General features: G+C 58.0%; 22 protein-coding genes and 1 pseudogene. 12 read left to right on the top strand and 11 right to left on the bottom strand.

Translation table 11 applies throughout. The annotated features are described in order from the left end of the window. Window positions 1-357 precede the first annotated feature (357 nt). The 3 genes from AC3WWR_RS24825 to AC3WWR_RS24815 all read right to left on the bottom strand — a co-directional run bounded on the left by AC3WWR_RS24825 (window position 358) and on the right by AC3WWR_RS24815 (window position 2,663). Window positions 358-1,014: a dienelactone hydrolase family protein gene (locus AC3WWR_RS24825; protein WP_020801292.1), complete on the bottom strand. Its 657-nt coding sequence runs from the start codon at window positions 1,012-1,014 to the stop codon at window positions 358-360. Next, on the bottom strand, window positions 1,007-1,711 hold the full coding sequence (locus AC3WWR_RS24820) for a phosphoribosyltransferase (RefSeq protein ID WP_033043769.1): 705 nt from the start codon (window positions 1,709-1,711) through the stop codon (window positions 1,007-1,009). Before AC3WWR_RS24820 ends, AC3WWR_RS24825 begins: the two co-directional genes overlap by 8 nt. A 61-nt stretch (window positions 1,712-1,772) precedes the next feature. Next, the gene (locus AC3WWR_RS24815; RefSeq protein ID WP_020801294.1) at window positions 1,773-2,663 is read right to left on the bottom strand and encodes a universal stress protein; all 891 of its coding nucleotides are present in this window, start codon (window positions 2,661-2,663) and stop codon (window positions 1,773-1,775) included. Between the two features lie 84 nt (window positions 2,664-2,747). Between AC3WWR_RS24815 and AC3WWR_RS24810 the strand changes: the two genes are divergently transcribed. From AC3WWR_RS24810 to AC3WWR_RS24800, 3 genes are read left to right on the top strand one after another with little or no spacing between them, the layout of a single operon-like run. Then, window positions 2,748-2,936, top strand: a complete 189-nt coding sequence (locus tag AC3WWR_RS24810; RefSeq protein WP_033043768.1) for a hypothetical protein — start codon at window positions 2,748-2,750, stop codon at window positions 2,934-2,936. A 39-nt stretch (window positions 2,937-2,975) separates the two neighbouring features. Continuing rightward, window positions 2,976-3,542: a phosphoribosyltransferase family protein gene (locus AC3WWR_RS24805; protein ID WP_020801296.1), complete on the top strand. Its 567-nt coding sequence runs from the start codon at window positions 2,976-2,978 to the stop codon at window positions 3,540-3,542. Window positions 3,543-3,598: 56 nt separating this feature from the next. After that, entirely contained in the window at window positions 3,599-4,651 is a 1,053-nt protein-coding gene (locus AC3WWR_RS24800) for a phosphotransferase (protein WP_020801297.1), read from the top strand. 19 nt (window positions 4,652-4,670) lie between these two features. On the opposite strand, the gene groL is transcribed toward AC3WWR_RS24800, so the two are convergent. Both groL and AC3WWR_RS24790 read right to left on the bottom strand, forming a co-directional pair. Beyond that, window positions 4,671-6,287, bottom strand: a complete 1,617-nt coding sequence (groL, locus tag AC3WWR_RS24795) for a chaperonin GroEL (protein ID WP_033043765.1) — start codon at window positions 6,285-6,287, stop codon at window positions 4,671-4,673. A 169-nt stretch (window positions 6,288-6,456) separates the two neighbouring features. Next, window positions 6,457-7,329 (bottom strand): DNA-binding protein, encoded by an 873-nt coding sequence (locus tag AC3WWR_RS24790; protein ID WP_492599157.1) that lies wholly within the window; start codon window positions 7,327-7,329, stop codon window positions 6,457-6,459. A gap of 78 nt (window positions 7,330-7,407) precedes the next feature. On the opposite strand from AC3WWR_RS24790, the gene AC3WWR_RS24785 reads away from it, so the two are divergent. The 8 genes and pseudogenes from AC3WWR_RS24785 (at window position 7,408) to AC3WWR_RS24750 (ending at window position 16,213) form a co-directional block, all read left to right on the top strand. Then, complete coding sequence (locus tag AC3WWR_RS24785; RefSeq protein WP_151142092.1) at window positions 7,408-8,499, top strand: site-specific integrase; 1,092 nt, start codon at window positions 7,408-7,410, stop codon at window positions 8,497-8,499. Between the two features lie 244 nt (window positions 8,500-8,743). Continuing rightward, entirely contained in the window at window positions 8,744-9,595 is an 852-nt protein-coding gene (locus tag AC3WWR_RS24780; RefSeq protein ID WP_151142090.1) for a sugar phosphate isomerase/epimerase family protein, read from the top strand. 14 nt (window positions 9,596-9,609) lie between these two features. Then, a complete protein-coding gene (locus AC3WWR_RS24775) occupies window positions 9,610-10,680 on the top strand; it encodes an isopenicillin N synthase family dioxygenase (RefSeq protein ID WP_020801302.1) in 1,071 nt (356 codons plus the stop codon). A gap of 46 nt (window positions 10,681-10,726) precedes the next feature. Further along, complete coding sequence (locus AC3WWR_RS24770; protein WP_020801303.1) at window positions 10,727-11,521, top strand: ABC transporter substrate-binding protein; 795 nt, start codon at window positions 10,727-10,729, stop codon at window positions 11,519-11,521. Between the two features lie 63 nt (window positions 11,522-11,584). Further along, complete coding sequence (locus tag AC3WWR_RS24765) at window positions 11,585-13,132, top strand: amino acid ABC transporter permease/ATP-binding protein (protein ID WP_020801304.1); 1,548 nt, start codon at window positions 11,585-11,587, stop codon at window positions 13,130-13,132. Window positions 13,133-13,292: 160 nt separating this feature from the next. Beyond that, window positions 13,293-13,379: pseudogene (locus AC3WWR_RS24760) on the top strand (outer membrane lipoprotein carrier protein LolA); the annotation flags it as partial. A 439-nt stretch (window positions 13,380-13,818) separates the two neighbouring features. After that, entirely contained in the window at window positions 13,819-14,607 is a 789-nt protein-coding gene (locus AC3WWR_RS24755; RefSeq protein ID WP_020800440.1) for an SDR family oxidoreductase, read from the top strand. A 268-nt stretch (window positions 14,608-14,875) separates the two neighbouring features. Next, entirely contained in the window at window positions 14,876-16,213 is a 1,338-nt protein-coding gene (locus AC3WWR_RS24750; protein WP_492599156.1) for an MFS transporter, read from the top strand. A 138-nt stretch (window positions 16,214-16,351) separates the two neighbouring features. On the opposite strand, the gene AC3WWR_RS24745 is transcribed toward AC3WWR_RS24750, so the two are convergent. From AC3WWR_RS24745 to AC3WWR_RS24730, 4 genes are all read right to left on the bottom strand, one after another. Next, window positions 16,352-17,725, bottom strand: a complete 1,374-nt coding sequence (locus AC3WWR_RS24745) for an LLM class flavin-dependent oxidoreductase (RefSeq protein WP_492599155.1) — start codon at window positions 17,723-17,725, stop codon at window positions 16,352-16,354. Window positions 17,726-17,763: 38 nt separating this feature from the next. After that, complete coding sequence (locus AC3WWR_RS24740; protein ID WP_083349115.1) at window positions 17,764-18,609, bottom strand: amino acid ABC transporter permease; 846 nt, start codon at window positions 18,607-18,609, stop codon at window positions 17,764-17,766. Next, window positions 18,606-19,427, bottom strand: coding sequence for a transporter substrate-binding domain-containing protein (locus AC3WWR_RS24735; protein WP_020800444.1), 822 nt, complete (start codon window positions 19,425-19,427; stop codon window positions 18,606-18,608). Before AC3WWR_RS24735 ends, AC3WWR_RS24740 begins: the two co-directional genes overlap by 4 nt. Before the next feature lie 135 nt (window positions 19,428-19,562). Further along, window positions 19,563-20,213: a methyl-accepting chemotaxis protein gene (locus tag AC3WWR_RS24730; RefSeq protein WP_404821808.1), complete on the bottom strand. Its 651-nt coding sequence runs from the start codon at window positions 20,211-20,213 to the stop codon at window positions 19,563-19,565. Window positions 20,214-22,044: 1,831 nt separating this feature from the next. On the opposite strand from AC3WWR_RS24730, the gene proS reads away from it, so the two are divergent. After that, entirely contained in the window at window positions 22,045-23,535 is a 1,491-nt protein-coding gene (gene proS, locus AC3WWR_RS24725; protein ID WP_432668134.1) for a proline--tRNA ligase, read from the top strand. On the opposite strand, the gene AC3WWR_RS24720 is transcribed toward proS, so the two are convergent. Further along, the gene (locus tag AC3WWR_RS24720; RefSeq protein ID WP_432668135.1) at window positions 23,527-24,750 is read right to left on the bottom strand and encodes an MFS transporter; all 1,224 of its coding nucleotides are present in this window, start codon (window positions 24,748-24,750) and stop codon (window positions 23,527-23,529) included. The two genes, proS and AC3WWR_RS24720, sit on opposite strands and share 9 nt — an antisense overlap. A 10-nt stretch (window positions 24,751-24,760) precedes the next feature. Beyond that, entirely contained in the window at window positions 24,761-25,519 is a 759-nt protein-coding gene (locus tag AC3WWR_RS24715; protein ID WP_432668136.1) for a class I SAM-dependent methyltransferase, read from the bottom strand.

Below are 25,519 nucleotides of genomic sequence, written 5' to 3'. Positions count from 1 at the left end.
CCCACGCTCTGCGTGGGAATGCCGCCAGGGACGCTCCGCGTTCCGCTGACGACGCATTAATTGAGCCGTGCGCAACGGTGATGCGAAGCGTCACAGGAAGCCCTGTGTGAAATGGGTTGTCGGAGTACATATCACTCGGTGCCTCGCACAGTGGTTAACGGGGCGCCCGCGATCAAAAGCAAAGCGAGGCGGCCTTAAAAGCCGACCTGCTTTTGGTGATGCCTGTGTTCCCCTGTAGGAGCGAGACTGTCGAATCGTCGCACCGTCGCGATGGACGTCAACGATGACGCGGGAAACCTGACTCCCCGTGGTGCTCTCAGGTTCTACGTCGGAACGCCGCCCGGAGCATGCTCGTTCCTACAGGGGGGCATGCAGGTATTTTTCAAACCAGTCGCCAGCGAGCCTGGCGACTGCCTCCAGCGTGCCTGGCTCTTCAAAAAGATGCGTGGCGCGCTCCACGACTTCCAGCCGTTGCTCGCACCGCAGGGTCTGGCTGCTTTGACGATTCAAGCCCAACACCACCGGGTCCTGTGCACCGACAATCTGCAAGGTCGGCGCCTTGACCCGAGGCAGGGCCGGTCCAGCCAGATCGGTTCGCCCACCCCGACTGACCACTGCCCCTATCACTGGCGCACGCTCAGCGGCGGCCACCAGTGCTGCCGCCGCGCCGGTACTGGCGCCGAAGAGTCCGATGCGCAAAGCACGCAATTCGCGGTCACGCCCTACCCAGTCGATCACATCGATCAACCGCCTGGCCAGCAAAGGAATATTGAAGCGCAACTCCCCGCTGAGATTATCCAGGCGCTGCTCCGGTTCCGTTAGCAAGTCGAACAGCAGCGAAGCCAAGCCCCGATCGGCCAGGACATCGGCCACATATTGATTGCGCGGGCTCAAACGACCACTGCCGCTGCCGTGTACGAAGATGACCAGGGCGCGCGCGTTCGTCGGCAAACGCAAATCGGCGGACAATTCAACGCCCGGCAGGTCCAGGGATCGATATTTAGCTTCAAGCATCGCGATGTTCCATGTGGGAGGCGCCCGGCAATTCCCGCTGCCAGGCCCGTTGCATGAGATCGATGACCTCTTCGTCCGAGGTCTGGGAAAAATCCAGGTACCAGTAGCCGATCGACATCATCCACTCAGGGATGAGTGGGCAGATCACTTCGTCCACTTGCATGGACATATCCTCGACCGTTTCCCGGGGCGCAACCGGTACCGCGACGACGATGCGCTCGGGCGCCTGCATGCGCACTGCATGGATCGCTGCCATCATTGAAGAACCTGTCGCCAGGCCGTCGTCGATCAGGATCACCACTTGGTCCTTGAGTTGCGGTGGCGGGCGGTTTCCCCGATACGCCTTTTCACGTCGCGACAGCTCCAACGCTTCCCGGGCGACCACTGCCTCGAAACTGGCTCGATCAATCGGGTGCGCCCGCAGCGCGTCATCATTGAGGATTTGTACACCGCCGCTGGCAATGGCGCCCATGGCAAATTCCGGGTGCGAAGGCACACCGAGCTTGCGCACCAGCATCAGGTCCAGGCGCACCTTCAGGGCGGTGGCGACTTCATAAGCCACCGGGACACCGCCACGGGGCAAGGCGAGAATGATCACGTCAGGCCTGTTGGCATACTTGAGCAACGGTTCCACCAGGCGTCGGCCGGCCTCGGCGCGATCGGGCAAGGTGGTGTGTAATGACGGACTCTGGATCACGGCAACCTCCTGCGGCGTTGGCGAATGGCGCCTGGTAACCTGTGGCCTTGGCCGAACCGCGCTAAACGGCCAGGATGCTGCACGTCACCTGGTACAGGGTATGTTCGGTGGTGCTGCCCAATAGTTTGTCCAAGCCATGGGACTGGACCCTGCCCATCACAATCACGTCCATCTGTTGCTCATCGGCGAAGGCATGCAGCACGGCCACAGGATGGCCCTCGATGAAATGTCGCCGGTCAGCCGGCACGCCATACCGGCCAGCCAGGTCGAGGAAAGTTTTTTCATGGCCCTTGCGCAACTGACTGTAGAGGTCCGCGAGCGTCAAGCCCCCGCCGCCCATATCGCCCAGGAACAGCGCAGAAGCGTCGCAGGCATACACCAGGTGCAATTCGGCCTGACACTGGATAGCCAGGCTGGACGCCTGGTGGATGATCCGCTGATTGAGCTCGTCGTCCTGTACCAGGGGATTGGAAACATCCACCGCTGCCACGACCTTGCGCGGCAAAGGGTGATCACCTTCGCCTGGCAGGTAGACCGGTATCGGGCAATGACGCAACAGACGCCAGTCCAGCGGGGTAAAAAACCCACGCTTGAGCGCCGGTTCCCGTTGTACCTGCTTGATCAACAGGTCGGGCTGCATTTCTGCGACGTAATCGAGAATGTCTTGCTGCAGGTCGTCGGCCCATTTCGCCTCGGCGGTCACTTCAAGACCCCTGTTGCGCAGATGATCGGCCTGGTATTTGAGCCAATTGCGCTGGTCTTGCAGATATTCTTCGCGAGCCTTTTCCCGGTCGCCTTCTTCGAGTAGCGACAACAGCTTCCAGGATGGAATCAAGGCGCCAATGTGCAGGCTGGCACCGCTGGCCTTGGCCAGGGCGGCTGCATGATCCATGGCTTTAGACTGGCGCAGGGCCGGGTTGATGATCAGCAATAACCGTTGATACTGGCTCATGATCGGACTCCACGAAGCTTGCTTTTATGTCGCTGCCCGCCACCACCCATTGCTGTGTTCGTCGGTGGCTCGGGCACCTGTGTCATGGATTCAGAATCCTCCGTCGAGGCGACCTTGGCGTTGATTTATATCAAGTGCCTGCGCAAGCAAGTGACTCACACCAGGCCGCTGCCGCCCATGCGCGTCACCCGACGGTCGAACCGGCCGACGTTTGATTTGATCACGATTGATCAATATCAATCGCGCCAGGGCCAACCGGGCTACATTGACTGAAAACGCACGTGCCCCATGGCTCACAGGCAGGAGAAGGCAATGACGATCCTATTGGCAAGTCAGCGGTTGCGCCTGTATGAGCGCAACGAACTCGATGACGTGCTGCAGACGATGGCGCGCCAGGCCGCCAGCCTGCTGCCACCGGCGCACGCCGCCCTGATTGGAATCAAGCGCCGCGGTGAGCCCTTGGCTCAACGATTGCGCCAGCACATTGCGCACCAGACCGGCCAACCGGAACTTCCTCTTTACCCTCTTGAGGTCAAGCGCTATGCCGACGACCTGCAAGTGCTGCATCCGTTCACGCAATTGACCGAAAATCCGCTGCTGGCCAAACTGGACCTCGCCAACACCACGTTGCTGGTGGTTGATGATGTGTTGTTCGAAGGCCATTCGCTGCTGCGTACCTGCGCCTATCTGGCACAACTGGGAGCTCGCCGGGTCTACACCGCTGTATTGGTCGACCGGCACATCTGCCGGCAGCCAATCCGGGCCGACATTGTCGGTGTGCATCTGCAAGTTGCCGCCGCTGACGTCGTCGAGTGCAACGTACCGCCGTTCGAACAGGACTTTTGCATAGAGGTCGTGCGCCACGGCGCCGCCCGCTGACGGGAAGACGGCAAGCGCTGGCGGGCCTCAGGACGGCTGGAGATGAGGAGGCCGGGATGAGCAACGAACAAGACGAAGTGATTGCCTTTCTCTCCAGACCATCCGCCTACGATACGTCCAACCAGCCTGTGGAGCGAATCGAGACCCATGGTTCGGTGATTTTCCTGCATGCCGATCGTGCCTATAAACTCAAGCGTGCAGTGGCGTTTGCCGAACTGGACTTCCTCAGCCTGCAAAGCCGGAAAAAAGCCTGCCGGGCAGAATTATGGCTCAACCGACGAACAGCACCGACGTTGTATTTGCGCGTGAGTTCGATCAATCGCCAGGCCGATGGCCAATTGGTGCTCGACGGCCAGGGACCCGCGGTGGACTGGCTGGTGGTGATGCGCCGCTTTGCTCAAGATGGCCTGTTTGACCGCATGGCGGTCCAGGGGCATCTGACAGAACCGATGATGCAGCAGCTAGGCATCGAGATCGCCCGCTTTCATGCCTGCGCCCGGATAACTCCATCCTTCGGGCGCATCCCGGACCTGTATCAAGAGATCGAGAAAAACTATCGGGAAATGTCCCGCTACTGCGCTTTTCTCGACAGCGCGCAAGTCATCTCGATTGCCCATGCCTCCAGGAAGCTGCTGGCATCTTTGACAGCCTGCCTCGAAGAGCGACGCAGTCAGGGCCGCGTACGCCGCTGCCATGGCGATTTGCGCCTGGCCAACATCTGCCTGTTCGACGGGCAGCCGACCCTGTTCGACGGCATCGAGTTCAGTGAACGGATCGCCTGCATTGACGTGCTGTACGACCTGGCATTCGTGCTGATGGACCTGCAACACCACGGCCTCAATACGCTCGGTGCGGGTCTTTTGACCACTTACATCAACCACTGCACCTGGAAAGAAGACTGCGAACCCTTGGCGCTGTTCCTTTCCCTGCGTGCCGCTACACGCTGTTTCTCCTTCGCAGGTGCAGCGCAACGTCATGCCGACCCAACCACGCGCCATGAGAAAAGACAAAAATCCATCTTGCTGATGCAGCAGGCGCTCGGTTATTTGCACGGCGAAAATCCGCTTCTCAATCACCTGGCGTTAACCGAGACAGCCGCCTATACCTGAGCGCCCCAAGCCGGCCTGCTCATTCAGGAAAAGGCGGCTGGGCGGGTGATTCCTTTTCCGGAATATCAGTGATGGTCGCCTCCGTCAGCAACAGAATGCTGGCCACCGATACGGCATTTTCGAGGGCAATGCGCACCACTTTGGTCGGATCGATAATGCCGGCTTCGTACATGTCCACGTAACAGTTGGCGGACGCATCGAAACCGACGTTGCCGGGTTCTGCTAGCATGCGCGCAACCACCACGCCCGCGTCCACCGCCGAGTTTTCCGCGATGAGCCTGGCCGGGGCTTCCAGGGCCCGGCGAAGGATTTGCAGACCGGTCCTGACATCCCCCTCACAACGGGCTTCTTCGGCCGCGATCAGCGGGACCGCCTTGAGCAGGGCCAGCCCGCCCCCTGGCACAGTGCCTTCAGCAATCGCCGCGCGCGTCGCCGAGATGGCGTCATCCAGCGCATCCTTGCGTGCCTTCATTTCCGCCTCCGAAGGTGCCCCGACCCGGATCACTGCCACTCCACCAGACAGCCTGGCCAGTCGTTCCTGGAGTTTTTCCCGGTCGTAATCGCTGGTGGTGTGCTCCATTTGCGTGCGAATCTGTTGCAACCGCGCTTCAATCGCCTCCTTCGTACCTGCCCCACCAATCAATGCCGTGCTGTCCTTTTGCACCACCACGCGGTGCGCCCGCCCGAGCTGGCCCAATTCCACTTGCTCCAGCGTGATGCCCAAATCGTTGGAAACCACCGTCGCGCCTGTCAGCACAGCCATGTCCTGAAGCATTTCCTTGCGCCGATCACCAAAACCGGGCGCCTTGATGGCCACGGCCCTCAGGATGCCGCGTATCTGGTTGACCACCAGGGTGGTCAACGCCTCACCTTCGATGTCATCGGCGATCAAGACCAGCGGTTGACCACTTTTGGCAACAAGCTCGAGCATGGGCAGCAGGTCCTTGAGCGCGCCTATCTTGTGGTCGCAGAGCAGCAAATAGGCGTCATCGAGTTCGACCTGCATTTTCTCGGCATCGGTGACGAAATACGGCGAGACATAACCGCGGTCAAAACGCATCCCTTCCATCACTTCAACCACCGTTTCGGTGGTCTTGGACTCTTCGACGCTGACGACGCCTTCAACGCCGACTTTTTCCAGTGCATCCGCCACTAACTGACCGATGACAGCATCGTTATGCGCCGACAGCGTGGCGACCTGGGCCTTTTCCTTGGGCGTACTGACGGGCCGCGCCTGGGCGACAAGTGAATCCACCACCAACGACAAGCCGCGATCCAGGCCACGCTTGAGGTCGATAGCGCTGGCACCCGCGACAACGTTGCGAATGCCATCGGCCAGGATGGCGTGGGCCAGCACCGTCGAGGTACTGGTGCCATCCCCTACTGCCTCGCCTGTGCGCTCGGCGGCCTGGCGTAGCATTTGCGCGCCCAGGTTTTCCTCGGGGTCTTGCAGGTCAACGCGCTTGGCAATCGTCACACCGTCGTTGCAGACCGTGGGATTGCCCCATTTATTCTGGATCAACACCGATTTTGATTTCGGGCCCAGCGTCACGCGCACGGCGTCCGCCAACTGCGTGGCACCACTGAGGATTTTCTCGCGGGCTGCAGCACGAAAGTCAATTTTACTGTGGGCCATCTGGGTGCACTCCTCGCCATTTGCATCACACATGCATTGAGGAATGCTCATATGGCGTCGCCCGTGTGATGTTGATCTTTATCAACAAAATCACCGGGTCAGTCCGCCCGGAAACCAGGGATAAAGCTAATCGGTGACAGCCCCTGTCGACAGGCGCTCGTAACCCTCCTCAGGAAACGCTCTTCGGCGCAGCGGCCTTTCGTGTCCTTGGCTTGCGCTTTATCGCGGGTGGCTGACGTACTTGGGCCAGTTGCTGCTCCAGTGTCTCGGCACGCGCGTGCTGTGCTGCGGCCCGTTGCTGGGTTTGGCTGAGTTCGGTTTGAATGGACTCCACCCGCCGCTGCAACTGCTCGATCTGCCGCCCGGCCTCCTTGAAGTGGGCCGTCACGGCCTTGACCTCCTCCCGGGCGCGGTCGACCTCGCGGTGAGCACGATCCTCCACATTGCGTACGTAGCTCTCCTGGGCAACGCGCTCCTGCTCGGCCTTGAGCCGCAGCGCCTGCAGATCCTGCTGCAATGCCTGATTTTGTTGCTGGACATCACCGCGCTCACGCAGCAGAGCTTCGCGCTGTTGCTGCAGGTCCTCGATCTGCGTCTGACGTTGCGCCAGCAGCAACTCGAGGTCGGCCAGTCGTGTCTCGACGGCCTGGCGTCCCGCCATGGCCTCCGTCGCCTGCTGACGAAACCGCGCCGCATCCTGCCGCGCCTGCTCCTCTACGGTGGCGACACGTTCGCGTTCGGCAGCTATCACCTGCCGTTGTTCGTCCAGCGCCTGTTCGGCCACACCCTGTGCCAGGTGAATCGCCTGCTGCCACACCGCTACAAAAGCCTGCGACACCTCGCCCGGCAGTGTCGGCAGTCGAGTCTCGCCGCTCAGCCGCTCGGACAGGCGCGTCCACCATTGATCGAGCAAACCACCCACCCGCGCCGGACTGCCACGGCCCAACTCCAACCGTACGCGCTCCACCGTCGGTCGCTCGCCACGGGCCAACACCGCGTCCGCCGCAGCAAACACCTCGTTTTCCGGCACCCCTACTGCCATGGCCCACCTCCGGGTATATTAGGTCTGATAATGGATTGTTATCAGACGTTATATTATGAACATTGGAATTATCATACGTTGAACGTATTAAATATTACAGATCAATTACCCTTGGTCGACGAAACCCCGCTAAACCCGCATTCCCTGGCGATCAACGCCCAGGAAGCGGCGGCGGCGTTTCTTGCTGCCGGCACCGCGGCCAATACCGTGCGCAGCTATCGCAGCGCCCTGACCTACTGGTCGGCCTGGCTGCAGTTGCGTTACGGCCTGGCATTGGGCGATGCACCGCTGCCGACCACGGTGGCGGTTCAGTTTGTTGTCGATCATTTGGCACGCCCCCTGGCCGATGGCGGTTGGGCGCACCTGTTGCCGGCCAGCATCGACGCGGCGCTGGTCGAGGCGCGAGTCAAAAGCAAACCCGGAGCGCTGGCCTACAACACGGTCAGTCACCGCCTGGCCGTGCTCGGCAAATGGCACCGGATCAAGGGTTGGGACAGTCCCACGCAAGCGCCGGCGTTGAAGACCCTGCTGCGTGAAGCGCGCAAGGCCCAGTCGCGCCAGGGCGTGGCGGTACGCAAGAAAACCGCGATCGTGCTGGAACCCTTGCAGGCACTGCTCGCCACCTGCACCGATGGCGTGCGCGGCATTCGCGACCGCGCCCTGCTCCTGCTCGCCTGGAGCGGTGGCGGGCGGCGCCGCTCGGAAGTGGTGGGCCTGCAAGTGGGCGATGTGCGCCAACTGGATGCCGACACCTGGCTGTACGCCCTGGGCGCGACCAAGACCGACACCGGTGGCGTGCGCCGTGACAAGCCGCTGCGCGGCCCGGCGGCGCAGGCGCTGACGGCTTGGCTGAAGGCTGCGCCGGCGCAGGAGGGCCCGCTGTTTCGGCGGATGTATAAAGGCGGCAAGGTCGGGACTGCGGGTTTGTCGGGCGATCAGGTGGCACGCATTGTCCAGCGCCGAGCGAAGTTGGCGGGCCTTGAGGGTGATTGGGCAGCGCACAGCCTGCGCTCTGGGTTTGTCACCGAGGCCGGTCGCCAGGGTGTGCCGCTCGGCGAAGTCATGGCCATGACCGAACACCGCAGCGTGACCACGGTGATGGGTTACTTCCAGGCAGGCTCACTGCTGAACAGCCGGGCCACATCACTGCTGGGCGATGAGGAGCCGTAACCGCAAGGCCAAAGTTGGGCGCTGCGTAGCTTGGGACTCTTCAAAATGATGCCGTAACAGTGGCATCTCTCGCTAATCCCTAACGTAGACGCCTACTCGCCTGTTAAATACCCCTCGAAAGGCTCGATAAGTAGCCAGCTATTTGTTGATAAAAGTCTGAAGTGTTGATTTGAGTTTTCCGATTCTTTGACGCCCCCAGCTATGCCTAACATCGGCTCCCAAGCGTACTCGCCGAGGATCACCGATGAAGCTGGAAATTTTCCGCACGTTGTGGGGCTACACCGCCAGCAAGGCCCAGGCGCTTGAAGAGCTGCTGCACACAGGCTTTGACGGGATGGAAGCACGCCTGCCACTGGATGCACGTGAAAGGGCTGAGTTCAAAGCCTTTCTGCAGGCCAATCGCCTGGGCTACATCAGCACGATCTTCACCGCCTACGATGTACTGCCGGACCAGTCGGCGTCCCCTGCCCTTCATCTCCATGACCTCGACCGCAAACTTTCCTGGGCCGCCGAACTCGGCCCGCGTTTTGTCAACGTGCTGGCAGGCAATGATCGCTGGGCCTTGCCGCAACAAGTGGAGTTCTTCGGTCAGGCACTGGAATTGGCGCGCAAGCACGGCCAGGTCTGCAGTTTTGAAACCCACCGCTCGCGGTCGCTGTTCAACCCTTGGGTAACCCTGGAGTTGATTCGGCAACTGCCCGACTTGTTGTTCACCAGTGACATCAGCCATTGGGTCGTGACCTGCGAGCGCCTGTTGAATGATCCGGCCGATGACCTGAGCGCTTTCGTCGAGCGGGTTCACCATATCCAGGCCCGGGTAGGCTATGACCAGGGCCCACAGGTTCCGCACCCGGCAGCCCCTGAATATGCCAAGGAACTGGCTTTCCATCAGCAGCACTGGGAAAGCATCTGGCGCTCGCAGCAAGCCCGCGGTTACCAGGTCAGCACCCTGACCCCGGAATTCGGCGCCGACGGCTACTTGCATCATTTGCCCTTCACTAATGTCCCGGTGGCCGATCTGTGGTCATTGAACGTGTGGATGGGCCAGACCGAGCGCGAACACTTCGAGCGTTTCTACCACTCAAGCCATCCTTAGGGAGCCGACGCGTCATGCCTGACAATAAAAATAAAAGCCTCAGCACTGACACACACAAAGCCAACTTCAACAGCATCCCGGTGGTCAACATCGCCGGCTTGTTCAGTTTTGAACTGGAACACCGCCTGGCCGTGGCCGAACAATTGGGGCGCGCCGCCAGCGATGTCGGGTTTCTCTATATCACCGATCACGGCATCGACCCGCAGCTGATCGCCAACCTGCGCAAGGCGGCCAAGGACTTTTTCGACCAGCCCTTCGACACCAAGATGCAGCACTACATCGGCACTTCGCAAACCCACAAGGGTTTTGTACCCGAAGGCGAAGAGGTCTATTCCAAAGGCAAGCCGGACCACAAGGAAGCCTTCGACGTCGGCTTCGAAGTCCCGGCCGATGACCCGCTGGTGCTGGCCAATACGCCGCTGCTGGGACCTAACGACTGGCCGCAGCTGCCAGGTTTCAAGGCGGCGGTGCAAGCCTACTATGAAGCGATCTTCACCTTGGGCCGGCGCCTGTTCGCAGGCTTTGCCCTGACCTTGGGCCTGGAAGAAAACTATTTCGACAGCCTGGTCACCCGTCCGCCGTCAAAACTGCGCCTGATCCACTACCCGTTCGACGGAGCCGCCCATGACGCACCGGGACTTGGCGCCCATACTGATTACGAGTGCTTCACCATTCTCCTGGCCGACAAACCGGGCCTTGAAGTGATGAATAACCTCGGACAATGGATCGATGCACCACCGATTGCCGATGCCTTTGTGGTCAACATCGGCGACATGCTGGAAGTGATGACCGCAGGCGCATTCATTGCCACTGCGCACCGGGTGCGCAGTGTGAAAGAGGAGCGTTACTCCTTCCCGCTGTTCTATGCCTGCGACTATCACACCCAGATCAAACCGCTGCCAGGATTCGCCCAGGCTGGCAACGACTACGAAGAGATCACGATCGGCGAACACATGTATGGCCAGGCGCTGCAGACCTATCAGTATCTGCGCCAGAGAGTGGCCAACGGGGACGTTCAACTGCCAGGCAAGGCACGCAAGCCCGCCAGTTTCGGACATCTGAAAAATCAGACTCAAACGTCCTGATTGAAGTTTTCAGCTTCACCCCCTACCTACGCCGGAGTCAGTAAGAATGAAAAACAATAAGAAAACCGTGTTGGGCCTGGCTGTAATGGCAGCCGCAATGTTCGGTGCCTCGGTGAGCATGGCCGCGACAGACACGTTCAAGGTCGGCATGGAAATCACCTACCCGCCCTTCGAGTCCTATGACAAGGACAAAAACGTGGTGGGCTCCGATCCCGAGCTGGCGGCGGCACTGGCCAGGCACATGAACGCCAAGGCAGAGTTCGTCGACACCAAGTTCCCCAGCCTGATCCTTGGCCTGAACTCCGGCAAGTACGACGCGATCATTTCCGGCATGTACATCACGCCGGAGCGCCAGACCCAGGCCCAGACCATTGCGTATGCCAACACCGGTGCCGCGGTCATGGTGCCCAAGGGCAGCGAAATCAATGCGAAGAAGCCTGAAGACCTGTGCGGACTGAAACTGGGCCTGGAACAGGGCACGACCTGGGTCAAGGAATTCAGGAAGCTGTCCGATGAGTACTGCGTGCCCAACAACAAAGGCGCAATTACCGTCAGCGAGTATCCCTCGGCACCCGAAGTGACCCAGGCCCTGTTGTCCAAAAACATCCAGGCCCAGGTCGAAATCGCCGGTGCGGCAAAAATGATCGCGGAAAAGACCAATGGCCGGGTCGTGATCACCACTGAGCACCCGATCTATCAACAAACCCTGGGCATTTTCGTCAAGAAAGGTAACGACGAAACCTTCCAGGCTGTGCAAAAGGCTTTCGAGGAAACCAAAAAGAGCGGTGAGTACGCCGCTATCCTCAAGAAATATGGCCTGGAAGAACCGACCTCAAACTAAAAACCTGTCCTTGTAGTCTGGTCATCTGCCGCCTCTGCTAGGGGCGGCAGATCGAGGTGCCCCATGCAATTCGATTGGTCGTATTTCTTCTCCCTGTTCTCCCTGCCAGACTTCTGGAATGCCTGCGTCACGGTGGTCCAGCTCAGTGCCCTGGCCTGGTTCATCGGCATGCTGCTGGGTTTTGTCCTGGCCACGGCCAAGCTGTCCCACTCGCCTTTTTTGCGCATTCCCGCAGCAGTCTATATCTGGTTCTTCCGCAGCATCCCGCTGCTGGTGCTGGTGGTCTTCGTCTACAACTTGCCGCAATTGTTTCCCGGCAGCGGGCCGATCCTGTCCAACCCCTTCTATTCCGGCTTGCTGGCCCTGGTGGTCACGGAAGCGGCGTACATGGCGGAAATCCACCGCGGTGGACTGATCTCCGTGGCCAAGGGGCAAAAGGAGGCCGGGCGCGCGCTGGGTATCGGCCTGTTCGGCATGCAGCGCTTGATCGTGATCCCCCAGGCGTTCCGTATCTCGCTGCCGACCCTGATCAATGAATACATCACAGTGGTCAAGCTTACGTCACTGGTCTCGGTCATCTCCCTGACCGAGATCCTCACGGTCGGCCAACGCCTCTATGCCACCAACTTCCTGGTCATGGAAACCCTGGCGGCGGTCGGCGTGTACTACGTGTTGATCGTCACCGTGTTCGGCTTTTTCCTGCAGCGCCTGGAGCGCTACCTGGACCTTAACTTCCGCAAGCCGCACACCCTCGATGACGCCGCCGTGGCCAAGTTCAAGGCCTGCGCCGAAGCCTTGCCCGACAGTGCGCGCAAGGCAGCCGGCAACAACGCGACGCCTATCCTGCAATTGAAGAACATCCAGAAGAGCTACGGCACGCACAAAGTGCTGCTGGGTATCGACCTGAGTGTCGACTACGGCCAGGTGGTCTCGATCATCGGGCCATCCGGCTCCGGCAAGACGTCGCTGATCCGCACGGTCAATGGCCTGGAAAGCATCGATAGCGGCGATATCCTGTTGTTCGGCGAAACATTCATCGAAGCCTCGGACAAACCCAACAGCGCCCGCCTGCGCAAAGGCGTGCGGCACATCGGCATGGTGTTCCAGAACTTCAACCTGTTTCCGCACCGCACCATTCTCGACAACGTCACCCTGGCACCGCGTTACCACGGCCAGCCGGGCGAGCTGAGTGAACATCGTGCGTATGCGCTGCTGGACAAGGTCGGCCTGCTGGCCCATGCCCACAAGTACCCGCACCAGCTCTCCGGCGGACAGCAACAACGTGTGGCGATCGCCCGGGCCCTGGCCATGGAGCCGCAGATCATGCTGTTCGACGAGCCGACCTCAGCCCTCGACCCTGAACTGGTCAACGACGTGCTGAACGTGATCCGCGACCTGGCCAGGGAAGGCATGACCATGCTGATCGTGACCCACGAAATGGACTTTGCCATGTCGATCTCCGACCGGGTGATCTTCATGGAAAACGGTAATATCCAACTCGATGCTGCACCTGAAACCATCCTGTGCGATGCCCAAGGAGAGAGGGTGCGGCGCTTCATGGGGATTGCGGCACGATCGCCAAGACCGTCTGCAACGGTGGATCTTGCATGAATAGACAGCCCCTTTCTTGTAATGCTGTTCACTTTAGGTTGGGGCGCGGCGGGTTTGGATTGGGTGTATATCCATTCCTGCGGTAACGGCCACCTAGGGTTCCGCTTTTACAGCGGGTCACTTGGAAAAACGGAACGCCGCCCGGCCTGTAGGAGCGAGCATGCTCGCGATGGTGGTCAACGATGACGCGGGGAGCCTGACACCCCGTGGAGCCCTCAGGTTTTTCGCGAGCATGCTCGCTCCTACAGGGCCCGCCGCGAGGGGCAAGAAAATCAAAAGAAAAAGCAAAAGCAAAAGCGAGGCGGCCTTATCGCCGACCTGTGTGTCTGCGATCCCATTGTGGGAGCCAGCCTGCTCGCGATGGACTTCCAGGCACCGCGTTCATCCAGACGGGGCGCGTTATCGTTAACGTCAATCGCCAGCAGGCTGGCTCCCACAGGGGATTGGGGGTATCCGCAAAGATCAGGTCGTCTATAAGGCCGCCTCGCTTTGTTTTTGGCGCCCCGTTAACCATGTGTCCGGTCCGTACCGGCGCTTGAAAAAGGGAGTCGCAGGAAGGGCGAAACCATAAGTGGCCGTTACCGCAGGAATGGATACACACCCAATCCAGTTCTTAACTACAACCCCATGCTTGAGTGAACAGTATTGCCCCTTCACTTGAGCTTTTTTCTTACAGGAACACACGCATGAACCTTGGAATAGCAGGACGCTGGGCGCTGGTGTGCGCTGCCAGCAAAGGCCTGGGTAAAGCCTGCGCCCAGGCACTCGTCAGCGAAGGCGTGAACGTGGTGATCACTGCCCGAGGCGAACAGGCACTGAATGAAACAGCCCGTCAGCTCAGGTCGTTGAATCCTGAAGTGACTGTGATCGCCGTCGCCGGCGACATTGCAACACCAGAGGGGCGTGCGGCAGCCCTCGCGGCCCATGAGCATTTCGACATCTTGATCAACAACGCTGGAGGCCCTCCTCCCGGGGATTTCCGCGACTGGAACCGCGATGCCTGGCTCAAGGCGCTCGACGCCAACATGCTGACCCCTATCGAGTTGATCAAGGCAACGGTAGACGGCATGGCGACCCGCGGATTCGGCCGCATCATCAACATCACCTCGAGTGCGGTCAAGTCGCCTATCGAGAGCCTGGGCCTGTCCAACGGTGCACGCAGTGGCCTGACTGGGTTTGTCGCAGGGCTTGCCCGGCAGGAAAACATTGCCAGTCGTAACGTGACGATCAACAACCTGCAACCGGGCTCGTTCGACACCGATCGGCTGCGTGACAACCTGGTCGCCGCCGCGCAGGAACTGGGCCAGGACAGTGAAGCATTCCTCGACGAATGCCGTAGCCAAATTCCCGCTAAACGCTTCGGCTCACCCGAGGAGTTCGGTGCTCTTTGCGCCTTCGTATGCAGCAGTCACGCGGGCTACCTGACCGGGCAGAACCTGTTGATTGATGGAGGGGCCATTCGCTCCAGCCAATAAAATGGCAGGCACACTGGCCTGGATGCTTTCGCCCTTCGCTCAGACCCGTTACTACAGCGCAGTTTCGAACTGCGCGTTTTGCTTTTCTTCAGCCCGTAAATCTTTTCAATGACAAGTGCCTCGCTGGCGCCTGCCTACCATACCCCCAAGGTATCGCTTAGCACCCAAATGATATTAGACCCCACCGGACATCACACTTAGCCTGTGATTCGGCAGGGTCTGCCTGCGCGTAAAAACTATAAAAAATGCCTTACTGATTGGAGCAGTCATGAGCACTCACTATTCAATTCCCGAGCTGATCGATAGCACTCGAGTCAGCTCTTTTCAGTGGCGGGTTTTCACCCTTTGTTTTTTCGTCGCCATTCTTGATGGATTCGATACCCAAGCCATTGCCTTCACCGGTCCCTCGATCACTGAGGCATTCGGACTCGGCGCAGGCGCCTTGGCGCCCATCCTGACCGCCGGAATTGTCGGCATGGTGCTCGGCGCCATGGTACTGGGCCTGATGGGCGACAAATTCGGCCGCCGGCCCGCCATTATCGGGTCGGTTGCCTTGTTCGGTTTCGCCTCCCTGGCAACGGCATTTGCCCAAACTACCGAGCAGATCCTGGTCTTGCGCTTTATCGCCGGGCTTGGCATGGGCGGTGCGACACCCGTGGTTCTCTCGCTCGCCGCCGAGTATGGCAGCGCAAGACAACGCGGCACGATCATGACCACGGTCCTGCTCGGTTTGCCCGCTGGCGCCATTCTTGGCGGATTGCTGGCTGCGAAAATGCTGCCCTCGATTGGTTGGCAAGGCATCTTTGCCGTTGGCGGTATCGTGCCACTGGTACTGGTGGTGGTCTTGATGTTCGCACTGCCGGAGTCGTTGTATTTCCTGACCCGGCAACGGACCCATGGCAGCGTTGAGAAGATCGGGAAAATTGTCGCCAGCATCACCAGGAACCCAACGCTCCCGGGCAGCACCTATAGCGTCCCGGAGGTCGATGTAAAAACCAGCGTCACCTCCCTGTTCTCTGGCGGCCTGGCGCGCAATACCTTTGGCATATGGACGGTCTACCTTTTCAACTGGGTGGCATGGTTCATGTTCCTGTCCTGGCTGCCCACTGTTCTCAAAGCAACGGGACTGCCGGCAGAGCAGGCACCCATGGGCACTGTTGCGGTCAACGCCGTGTTTGTCGTGTGTGCCATTCCGCTGTCGATCATCTTGCCGAAAATCAACGTTCGGCTATTGCTGCTGGCCTTGTTTGTGTTCGGTATTGCCCTGTGCCTGGGCCTGGCGAACAGTGGCACCCATTGGGCGCTGGTATTCACCCTCGCAGGTCTCGCAGGCCTGGGCATTGGTGGGCAGCAAATCGTCTTGAACTACATGGTTGCCCAGGCGTATCCCACCGCATTGCGGGCAACCGCAACCGGCTGGGCGATTGGACTGGGCCGGGTGGGCGCCATCATCGGATCGGCAAGCGGCGGCTGGTTTCTGGAGCACGGAGGTCCTGCCGGTTATTACTCAGCGCTGATCGTGCCGTTGGCGATAGCAGCGGCAGCACTCTTGATCATTCGCACCCAAGCCGATGCACCGGCTAGCCAACCTGTCGCGGCGCATTGAAGGACAAGGACCAACACAATCGCGCCCCGGCGCCATCGCGCGGGGGCGTTCCTTTCATCGCCAGGCGATGACGACGCTGGCAACCGGGGTGCAGGCGCATGTGCCGTTTGACCTCAACTGCGCATCCGCCTGCAACACTCAGTCAAAACGGAACGAGGCGCCATAAGCCGAGGCAGGCAAATGACTCGAACCGTCGGCGCGCAACCGTGAACGCAAGGTGCCACTTTGCGGCCGGGTGCGGTATAGCCCGCGCTTTTGCAACTCGGGGATGACCAGTTCAACGAAATCCTCAAGGCTGCCGGGACTGATCAGCGGGTTAAGCATGTAGCCGCTGGTGCCGGAGATTCGCGCATGCTCCTCGATGCGCTCGGCCACCTGGTGTGGCGTGCCCACCAGGATAAGATCGCTACCTCGGGTGACCTTTGCAAAACGCTGTTTGACGTCACCCGCGGTCAAGGGTTTGCCACTGCCATCGGGATGCACCACGCAGGAAGTCATGCCTTCGGTGTGGGTGGACAGTGCCTCATTGTCGGCGTAGCGGCCGATATCAATACCGGTATCACCCGCGTAACTCACAAGCTGTGCCTGCAGGTGATAGTTGCTTTGCAACTCGTCATATTTGCGCTGGGCTTCGATTTCTGTTTTAGCGGTGACAATACGCAACACCGTCAGCGACTTTACATCGTCACGGTGACGACCGCGTGCCTGGGCCTTGGCCCGGATTTCCTCCAGCCCCAAGCGAATCTCCTGGGGGTTGGACTTGGCAACGAAAATCAACTCGGCGTGTTTGGAGGCGAATTCACGACCGCGCCCCGACCAGCCCGCCTGGATCAGCAACGGCGTGCGTTGTGGCGATGGCGAGGTCAGGTGCGGCCCGGCCACGCGGTAATGCTCACCCGCATGATTGATCGCACGCACGCGCTCGCCCCGGGCGTAGAGTTGGCGCGTCTTGTCCGCGACCACAGCGTCGTCGGCCCAACTGCCCTCCCAGAGTTTGTAGGCCACATCCAGGAATTCTTCGGCGCGCTCATACCGGTCATCGTGCTTGATCATTTGCTCCAGGCCGAAGTTGCGGGCGGCGCTGGACAGGTATGAAGTGACGATATTCCAGCCGACCCGGCCATTGGTGAGGTGATCCAGGGTGCTGAAGCGTCGGGCATGGGTAAAGGGATGTTCGTAGCTGGTGGTCACGGTAACGCCAAAGGCCAGGTTCTGCGTGACGGCGGCCAACGCCGGGATGATCATCAGCGGGTCATTGGCCGGTGCTTCAACGGCCCATTTCATCGCCGCATCAGCGTTGCCGCCAAACACGTCGTAGAAACCCAGTACATCGCCAAAAAACAGCATGTCGAGGTGCGCCTGGTCAGCAATGCGCGCCAGGTTCGACCAGTAGCCGAGGGAATTGATTGCCAGGCGTTCATCAGCCGGGTGAGTCCAAAGGCTTGGCGCACCGCCACAGCCCACGCTGGCTTGCTCATAGAGCGCAAACAGAAGAGGAGTTGGATCGGACATCGTGGTTCCTGATTAAGTAAGAAACGGGGGGCGAAACATCAACGCGGGTTCTTGAAACCTTTGCCGTAGTGGCGTTCAAGGCGGTGCTGGATCAGTTCAAGCCCGATGGACAGCAACCAATAGATGACGGCGGCGGTGGTGAGCATTTCGATGTAGCGATAAGAAGAACGCCCATAGGACTGCGCCAGGAACATGACCTCCCACACACCCATCACTGAGATCAGCGATGAGTCCTTGAGCATTGAAATGAACTGACTGGTTGTCGGAGGGATGATCGTGCGCATCGCTTGCGGCAAGATGATGTGCAAAAAAGTCGCTGCCGGCCTGAGGCCCAACGCCATCGCCGCTTCCCGTTGTCCGGGGGCTACCGCCTGGATACCGGCACGAAAGATCTCGCTGAGGTAAGCCCCGTAATTAAGCGAAAGCGCAATGATCCCCGCACTGATAGCGCCAGGTACGACGCCCAGTTGCGGCAAGCCCAGGTAAATCAGCAGGATCTGGATCAGCAGCGGCGTGCCGCGAAAAAAAGAGGCATAGAAACTGGCGATGCCGTAAGCCACTGCGCTGCGTGACAGTCGTGCAAGCGCCGTCACGAAGCCCAGCAGCAACGACAGGCAGATCGAACACAAGCATAGGAACAACGTCAGCGCGGCGCCTTGCAGGAAACCGTTCGGCCCCAGGTGCAGCCCAAGCAGATTCGGCAACTTCTCCAGAATGATCGAGAACTTCAGATCGAAGCTCATGAAAAACATGACGCACAATCCCAACAGCGTCGCCCACGTCAGATACAGGCGCGTGCGAAATCCCGATAACAGGTGAACACGACGCTTCTCGGTTTCGGCGGCCACCGTCGCTTTGGCCGGGTATGGGTTCTGGGCTGTCATTGGCTGATGTCGGCACCGATCCACTTCTGCGAAATGTTGCCCAGCGTTCCGTCAGCCTTCAGTTGGCCAATGACTTCGGTCACCTTGGCGTTCCATTGCGCATCGCCCTTTTCAATCGCCACCACGTTCGGTTCGGCATACAGCGCATCGCCAGCAATCTTGAAGCGAGGGTCCTGGGCGATACGCTCGCGGGCCGTGATCAGGTTGGTGACCATCGCGTCAAGGCGCACGCCTGTACCCAGTGCCAGGTCCTGGAAGGCAACGGTCTCGTTGTCGTACGGCGCCACCTGGACATTATCGAAAGGAAAACTCAAAGGCTTGTCTTCGGCACCTTCGATCACCAGGTCCTTGTTCAGGTAGGCTTCATATGTCGAGGCGCTGATCACCCCGATTTTTTTGCCAGACAAATCCTTGCCTGCCGTGATCTTGTTGTCACTGGCATTCACCACGATCACCGCCGGCGACTGGTAGTATTCGACAGGGAAATCGAATACTTCGGCGCGGGCCTTGCTCGGGGTCATCGAGCACACGCAGATGTCATAACGACCGTTCCAGTGACCGGCGGCGATGACATCCCAGGATGGTGTTTCCAGCTTGAGCTTCACGCCAAGACGTTGGGCAACCGCCTTGGCCACATCCACGTCAAACCCGTCCAACTGGTTTTGCTCGTTGAGAAAAGAGAACGGCGGATAGCTCTCCATCAGGACGCCGGTCAACTCGCCTTTTTGCGTGACGCGATCAAGGATGGCCCCTGCGGACGCTGTTGAGCAGAGAGTCAGCAAGGCCAGGCCAAGGGGTAAAAACGCTTTGCTTTTCAAAGACAAGTACTCCAATCAATCGAAAACAACTGATTAGATTAAAACGCAATATAAAAATCGTTAGTACTTGCTTTATGGAATAACAGGCTCATTTCAAGGTATATCAATCAGCACCGAATACACCGGCGTACGGACTCAAACAGCCGCCACTCTCGCGCCATTGCCGCTCACCTCGAACTGCCCCACCAGCTTCTGCAGTTTATTGGCATTGAGCCTGACCGTTTCGGCACTGTTTTGCAGCACCACCACGGTCTGGCGCATTTGCGTGGAGCAGTGGTCGACCTTCTTGATCGTCTGGCCGCAGTCGAGGCTACGAGTATTGAGCTGCTGGATGATCGCAAACATGCTCTCTACCGCCTGATGCAGCTGCACGTTTTCCGAAGAGGCATCCTCGGCCAGGCGCAGGCTGTTATCGACGTCCTTGACGCCCTCCTCCATGAAGCTGACGGCTTTTTGCGTTTCGTTCTGCAGGCCTTCGACCATCTGCCGAATGTCATCGGCCGCCCGGGAGGTGCGTGAAGCGAGGCTGCGTACCTCGTCGGCGACCACTGCAAAACCTCGCCCATGTTCCCCTGCGCGTGCGGCCTCGATGGCCGCATTGAGCGCCAGCAGATTGGTCTGGTTGGTGATGTCGCTGATCAGGCCGGTGATCTTGCCGATCTGGGTCATCCTGCTGTCGAGCAACTGCACGCTCGATGAAGAACGTTCGACCACATCGCGAATGGATTGTGTGCCTTGCTGCACGGCCAGAAATTGCTCGCGGGCACGGGTAACAACTTCATCCATCGCCTGTTTCATTTGTTCGGCGCTGGCAGAAGCCTGCTGGATCTCGCCCAGTTGGTCTTCGACGATCAGCATCATGCGATGCACCGCTTCGGAGACTTCGCTGGAAGTGTCACTGGCTTGCTGGCTGCGTCCGAGCATCATCTGATTGGTGGTGCCGACGCTGCTGCTGGCCTTCACCACTTGCCCTACCACCGAGTCCAGATGGTCGATGAAACTGTTGATCCAGCGCCCCATGTCGCCCGTCTCATCATTGGCCATGCGCTTGATGTCCAGGCGCTGACGCAGGTTACCCTCGCCTTCGGCAATGGTCCGGATCACGCCTGTCATCTCGTTCAACCTTGCCGCCAGGCGCTTGGGCCCGAGCCGGCTGAACAGGAGCGCGGCGCCAGCCATGCTCAAGACCTCGACGGTATCAATCATGCCCTGGTCCAGGCCACTGTAATGCTGGACCAGGAAATTACAGGCGAAGAGTCCAGTCATGGTCGCGATGTAGGGCCTCATCAAGCCGTGGCTGAGCGAGCGCCGGCGGTAGACCTCCTCCAGGTCGGCCTCGCACATCATGCCCCAGCGATCCGGTGACCCTGGCAACTGGAAGGTAACGCCCTTGCCCACCACTGGAATGTGCCGGTAGTCGGAGTAACCGGGATACGTCACGAAGAGGTTGGAGCCCTTGCGGATAGTCTCGCGTACGCCGGGGTGCAGTTGTTGCGTAGCGGGGTCGGTAAAGCGCAGCTCAAGCTCGGTGTGCCGCTGGATCTGCACGGTCTTCCAGGGGGTGTGTACGCCACTCTTCAGATTTTCACCGTGGCTGAAGGTGCCGTCCTCGAAACGTGAGCGTGACAATGCGGTACCGGGCTCAATGGCGGGATCGAAACGCGATTGCGCCATGAACAGGTAATTGTCACCCGACTCGGCAAAAATGTGCCCGGCCTCACGCTGGATAAGATCGCCCAACACATCGTTGGGTATGCGGCCGCAGAGGCAGCCCAGGACTTTTCCATCGACCCTCAGGGGCTGATAGAACATCAGCGTGACTTCATCAAAGAAGCGCGAAGACGAGGGGCCGATTTGCAAGGTCAGCAGATCGCTGTAAGGGCCATGAAGGAACGGCGCCTTCAATCCTTGCGCCAATGCGCGGGTGTGCTCCAGCCGAGCTTTGCCGCGCTGGCTCCAGGTTGAAACGATGACACTGCCGCTGGCGTCAACGACAAACAACTCCGAAAAATCCTCCGCCTGGACGAGCTTGTCCACCAATGAAGTGCTGTAGAGGCTGGCGAAATCAGCACTCAGGTGTTCCGCCAGCTCCGCCAGGTGCTCCCACTTCTCGCGCGTCCAGTTCTGCAGCAACTGCACTCGGGTTTCAGCGATGGCTTCGAAGGTTTGCTCGATCACCGGATAAGCCGAGCGATTGAGCCAGCACGACCAGCCCATCGTGAGTTTTCCAGTCTTGCCGAACCAGGGTAGCCAGCGTTTTTCGTTGGCGGACAATTGCATGAAATTACTTGATAGCGACATCTACTTCGTCCATTGCGACACTCAGATGGCTAATTGATAGCAAATACCAGGCCAATTCGTGAGCAGGCTAACAAATCCATGCAAAGAAGAGAGGGAAATCGTTCCACGTAAATCACTGATTTCACTGGGCAATGCCTAATAAGGCCCAGCTTCGCGAAAAGAAGGAAAAATCTTACAAAAAGCAGATTTGCCTGAAGGAATTTTCCGAAAGTTCAATAAAAAAATATCAGTACTTGAAATTTCGAACCGCAAAAAATATACATACATCAAAAACACATTCTTAAAAACACACTGTATTTTTAAATAAGGAGACTTTATGAAGAACGCCATATCACCGACAAGAAGTGAAAATTTTTCGGAATGGTATCAACAAGTCATCAGCCAGTCTGAACTGGCTGATAACTCTCCCGTCAGAGGTTGTATGGTCATCCGCCCTTGGGGCTATGGCATATGGGAGCAGATTCAACGGGAGCTTGACAAAAACTTCAAGGAAACAGGCCATGTGAACGCATATTTCCCACTTTTGATTCCATTATCCTTTCTTCAAAAAGAAGCAGAACATGTCGATGGTTTTGCCAAGGAGTGCGCAGTCGTAACCCATCACCGCCTGGAGCAGACAGCAGATGGAAAACTAACTCCCGCTGGCGAACTGGAAGAGCCCTTGATCATCAGGCCTACCAGTGAAACCGTGATCGGGGCCTCCTTTTCACGATGGGTGCAAAGTTATCGGGATCTGCCGTTACTCATCAACCAGTGGGCGAACGTCCTGCGCTGGGAAATGCGTCCCAGGATCTTCCTACGTACCTCGGAGTTCCTGTGGCAGGAAGGCCACACCGTTCACGCCTCCAGTAAAGAGGCCTTGGACGAAACGCTAAAGATGCTGGATATCTATGAGCGGTTTACCATCGAGCACTTGGCTATACCAGTCATCAAGGGCGAAAAGTGCTCATGGGAACGTTTCCCGGGCGCCGTCAGTACTTTCACCATCGAGGCGATGATGCAGGACGGTAAGGCCTTGCAAGCAGGTACCTCACATTTCCTGGGACAAAATTTTGCCCAGGCATCAGATATCCGCTTTGTTAACAAGGAAGGGGTAAAAGAACTGGCCTGGACCACTTCGTGGGGCGTTTCAACGCGTTTAATTGGTGCCATGATCATGGCCCATGGTGATGACGATGGACTGGTGATCCCACCGTTGGTTGCACCGACACAGGTCACCATTGTGCCGATCGTACGCACTGAACAAGATGCTGAAGCCATTTATAACTACTGCGATAAATTGCAAAAGAAGCTCTCCCGAAAAACACTGAAGGGGCAAAACCTGCGTGTCAGCGTTGATAAACGGGATATAAATGGCGGCGAAAAAAAGTGGTATCACATCAAGCGCGGCGTACCTGTTCGAGTCGAAGTCGGGATTAAGGAACTGGAACGAAATATGGTCTCTTATGTATGCAGAGACAACATCAAGAAAACATTGAGCGCTGAGATGGATAGCTTTGTTAAAGAGCTACCAAAAATTCTACAGGCTATTCAGACAGGCATGCTTGAAAGCGCAAGAAAAAAGCTGTCGGACAACACCGAAACAGTTACAACACTTGAAAACTTCAAACAAGCTTTCAAGCGTACGGACAAACTCAATACATTCGTTATTGCGCCATTCATCGATGACGATAAAGTTGAGAAAGCCATCAGCGTGCTTGGTGTAACAGTTCGATGCATTCCACTTGCTCAGCCCAAGATTGCGGCCACCTGCTTATTTACAGGTCAATCCACCAAATCTTGGGCACTGTATGCAAAGTCATATTGATCCTTGATCACCAATAGCCCCGTTTGCCAGGGGCTTTTTTGTTGCAGGCTGAATTAACTTCCCCCCTTCCACATAGAAAATCACACCCCCAACCATCAGCAACACCAACAAGTACAACAAAAAATACACCGGATTGAAGCCGGCGAGAATGAAACCACATACTACCGGTGTCGACGCCGCGCCCATATAAGTGAGGTTTTGCGAACTGTAGTAGGCACCTGCCATGTGCGCCGGTGCTATCCGGGTTATGTAGAAAAATTCAAGTGGTTGAATAATAATTTCCCCGACAGTAAAAATGGCAATGAATAAAACCCACGCGTAGAGGGTGCTGGAGAACGCAAACCCGATCAATCCGATCACGAACGCCACAATACAGCCACAGATCCAATATCTGAAGCGTTCAACTGCCACCCTTTTTCCGATTACGTATTGCAAGAGCATCGACGTCAACGCATTGGTGACAAACACCACATTGATGATCTCGTACATTTGCGTGGTGGAATGGGTCGTGATCAGGTATTGGCCCACGTATATGTGAAACTGCCCGAACACACCAGCCAACAGTACGCTGGCCACTGAGAACTTCAGCAGTTTGCGATCCTTGACCATGATTGCCAGCGAATCGTACCACCCTTCGCCTTCGACGTTTTGCCGATCGGCCACGCTCGGCAATGCAAGTGGACTGACAATAGCCACAATAAAGATCAGCGCCGAAGCACTGCAGAAAAGCAATGGTGAAACTCCTTGGCGATTCAGCCAAAGTCCGATCAGCGGACCCAGTGCATATGCGGTATTGGTGAACGTGTACTTGAGCGACAGCACCGACGCGGTTTCCGGAGGGGCAAACAATCGAGCGATGCACATGCGCACGGCCGTCTCCAGCGACAGGTAGGCCAGATTGAGCAACAGACACAGTATGAAGACCAGGGCTAAGGAGTTGAACATGAACAAGCTCAGGTAAACCACTGACTGAATGACGGATGAGACCAGCATCAAGACCTTGATACTCATCCTATCGAGCACGGCGCCGAAGACCAGACTGGACAGTGAGCTCAGCAGAATAAACCCGCCGACAAACAGCCCGATCTGATCCACCGAAAGGTCGAAACGCTCCTTCAGAAAAATGAGAATGTAAGACAGAAAAGCAGCCCGTGCCAACGTCGGGAAAAAAGACAAGGAAACCACTAGTCCCGACCAGTTAAACAGTCTACTCATGCCCATCCGGTTAAATACGTCCATAGACCACGCGCGTTTCATAGTTAAGCGAGACAAAACCGTTTTGTTGATATTGCTGATGCAAGATGTTCAGGGCGTGACTGGCGTTGCGATATTCAAGTGTTCTTGGTTTCATCGCATAGGAACAAGACATGGTTCTTTCGAGCAGGCTCGACACACTTAATTGCTGACTGTTGTGAAAAATACGCTCTTCGAATGGGCCATTAAAAAACTGCTGAATTCGACTTTCAAGAGCTTCGTCGATCTGCAACGTTTCTGCATAACGCGCGAAGGCGTCATTTAATAGTTGTTCATAAGCTCGGTGAAATGCGTTGCAGTCTGGGCTACGAATATTCCAGATGAGAATCACTGGATTGTTTGTAGCCAGCACCCGTCGAAATTCAGTCCGGGTCTTGCCTGGCTCGAACCAGTGAAAGGACTGCCCGCACACTAACGCCGCCACCGAACGCGGCGCACCACCCAGTTGCTCGGCCGTTCCAGAACGGTAACTCGCGCTTGGCTGCCCCGTGTTTGCTCTGGCCTTAGCCAGCATGTTTGCGTCAGGCTCTATACCAATCATAGGCATGCCGGTAGCCGCCAATTGCCGGGTCAGTATCCCGGTACCCGATCCGACATCCAGCACTGGCAATCCCAACGATAAATCGAGCTGACGCTGGATAAACAGAATGGCCTCTTGCGGATAGGATGGTCTGGCACTGTCGTATATTTCGGATTTGTTGGCGTAGGCGGTAGAGAGGGGACGGTCCAT

This window comes from Pseudomonas sp. EB271-G4-1 (assembly GCF_058791355.1).
This window is presented reverse-complemented; position numbering and strand designations above follow the sequence as displayed.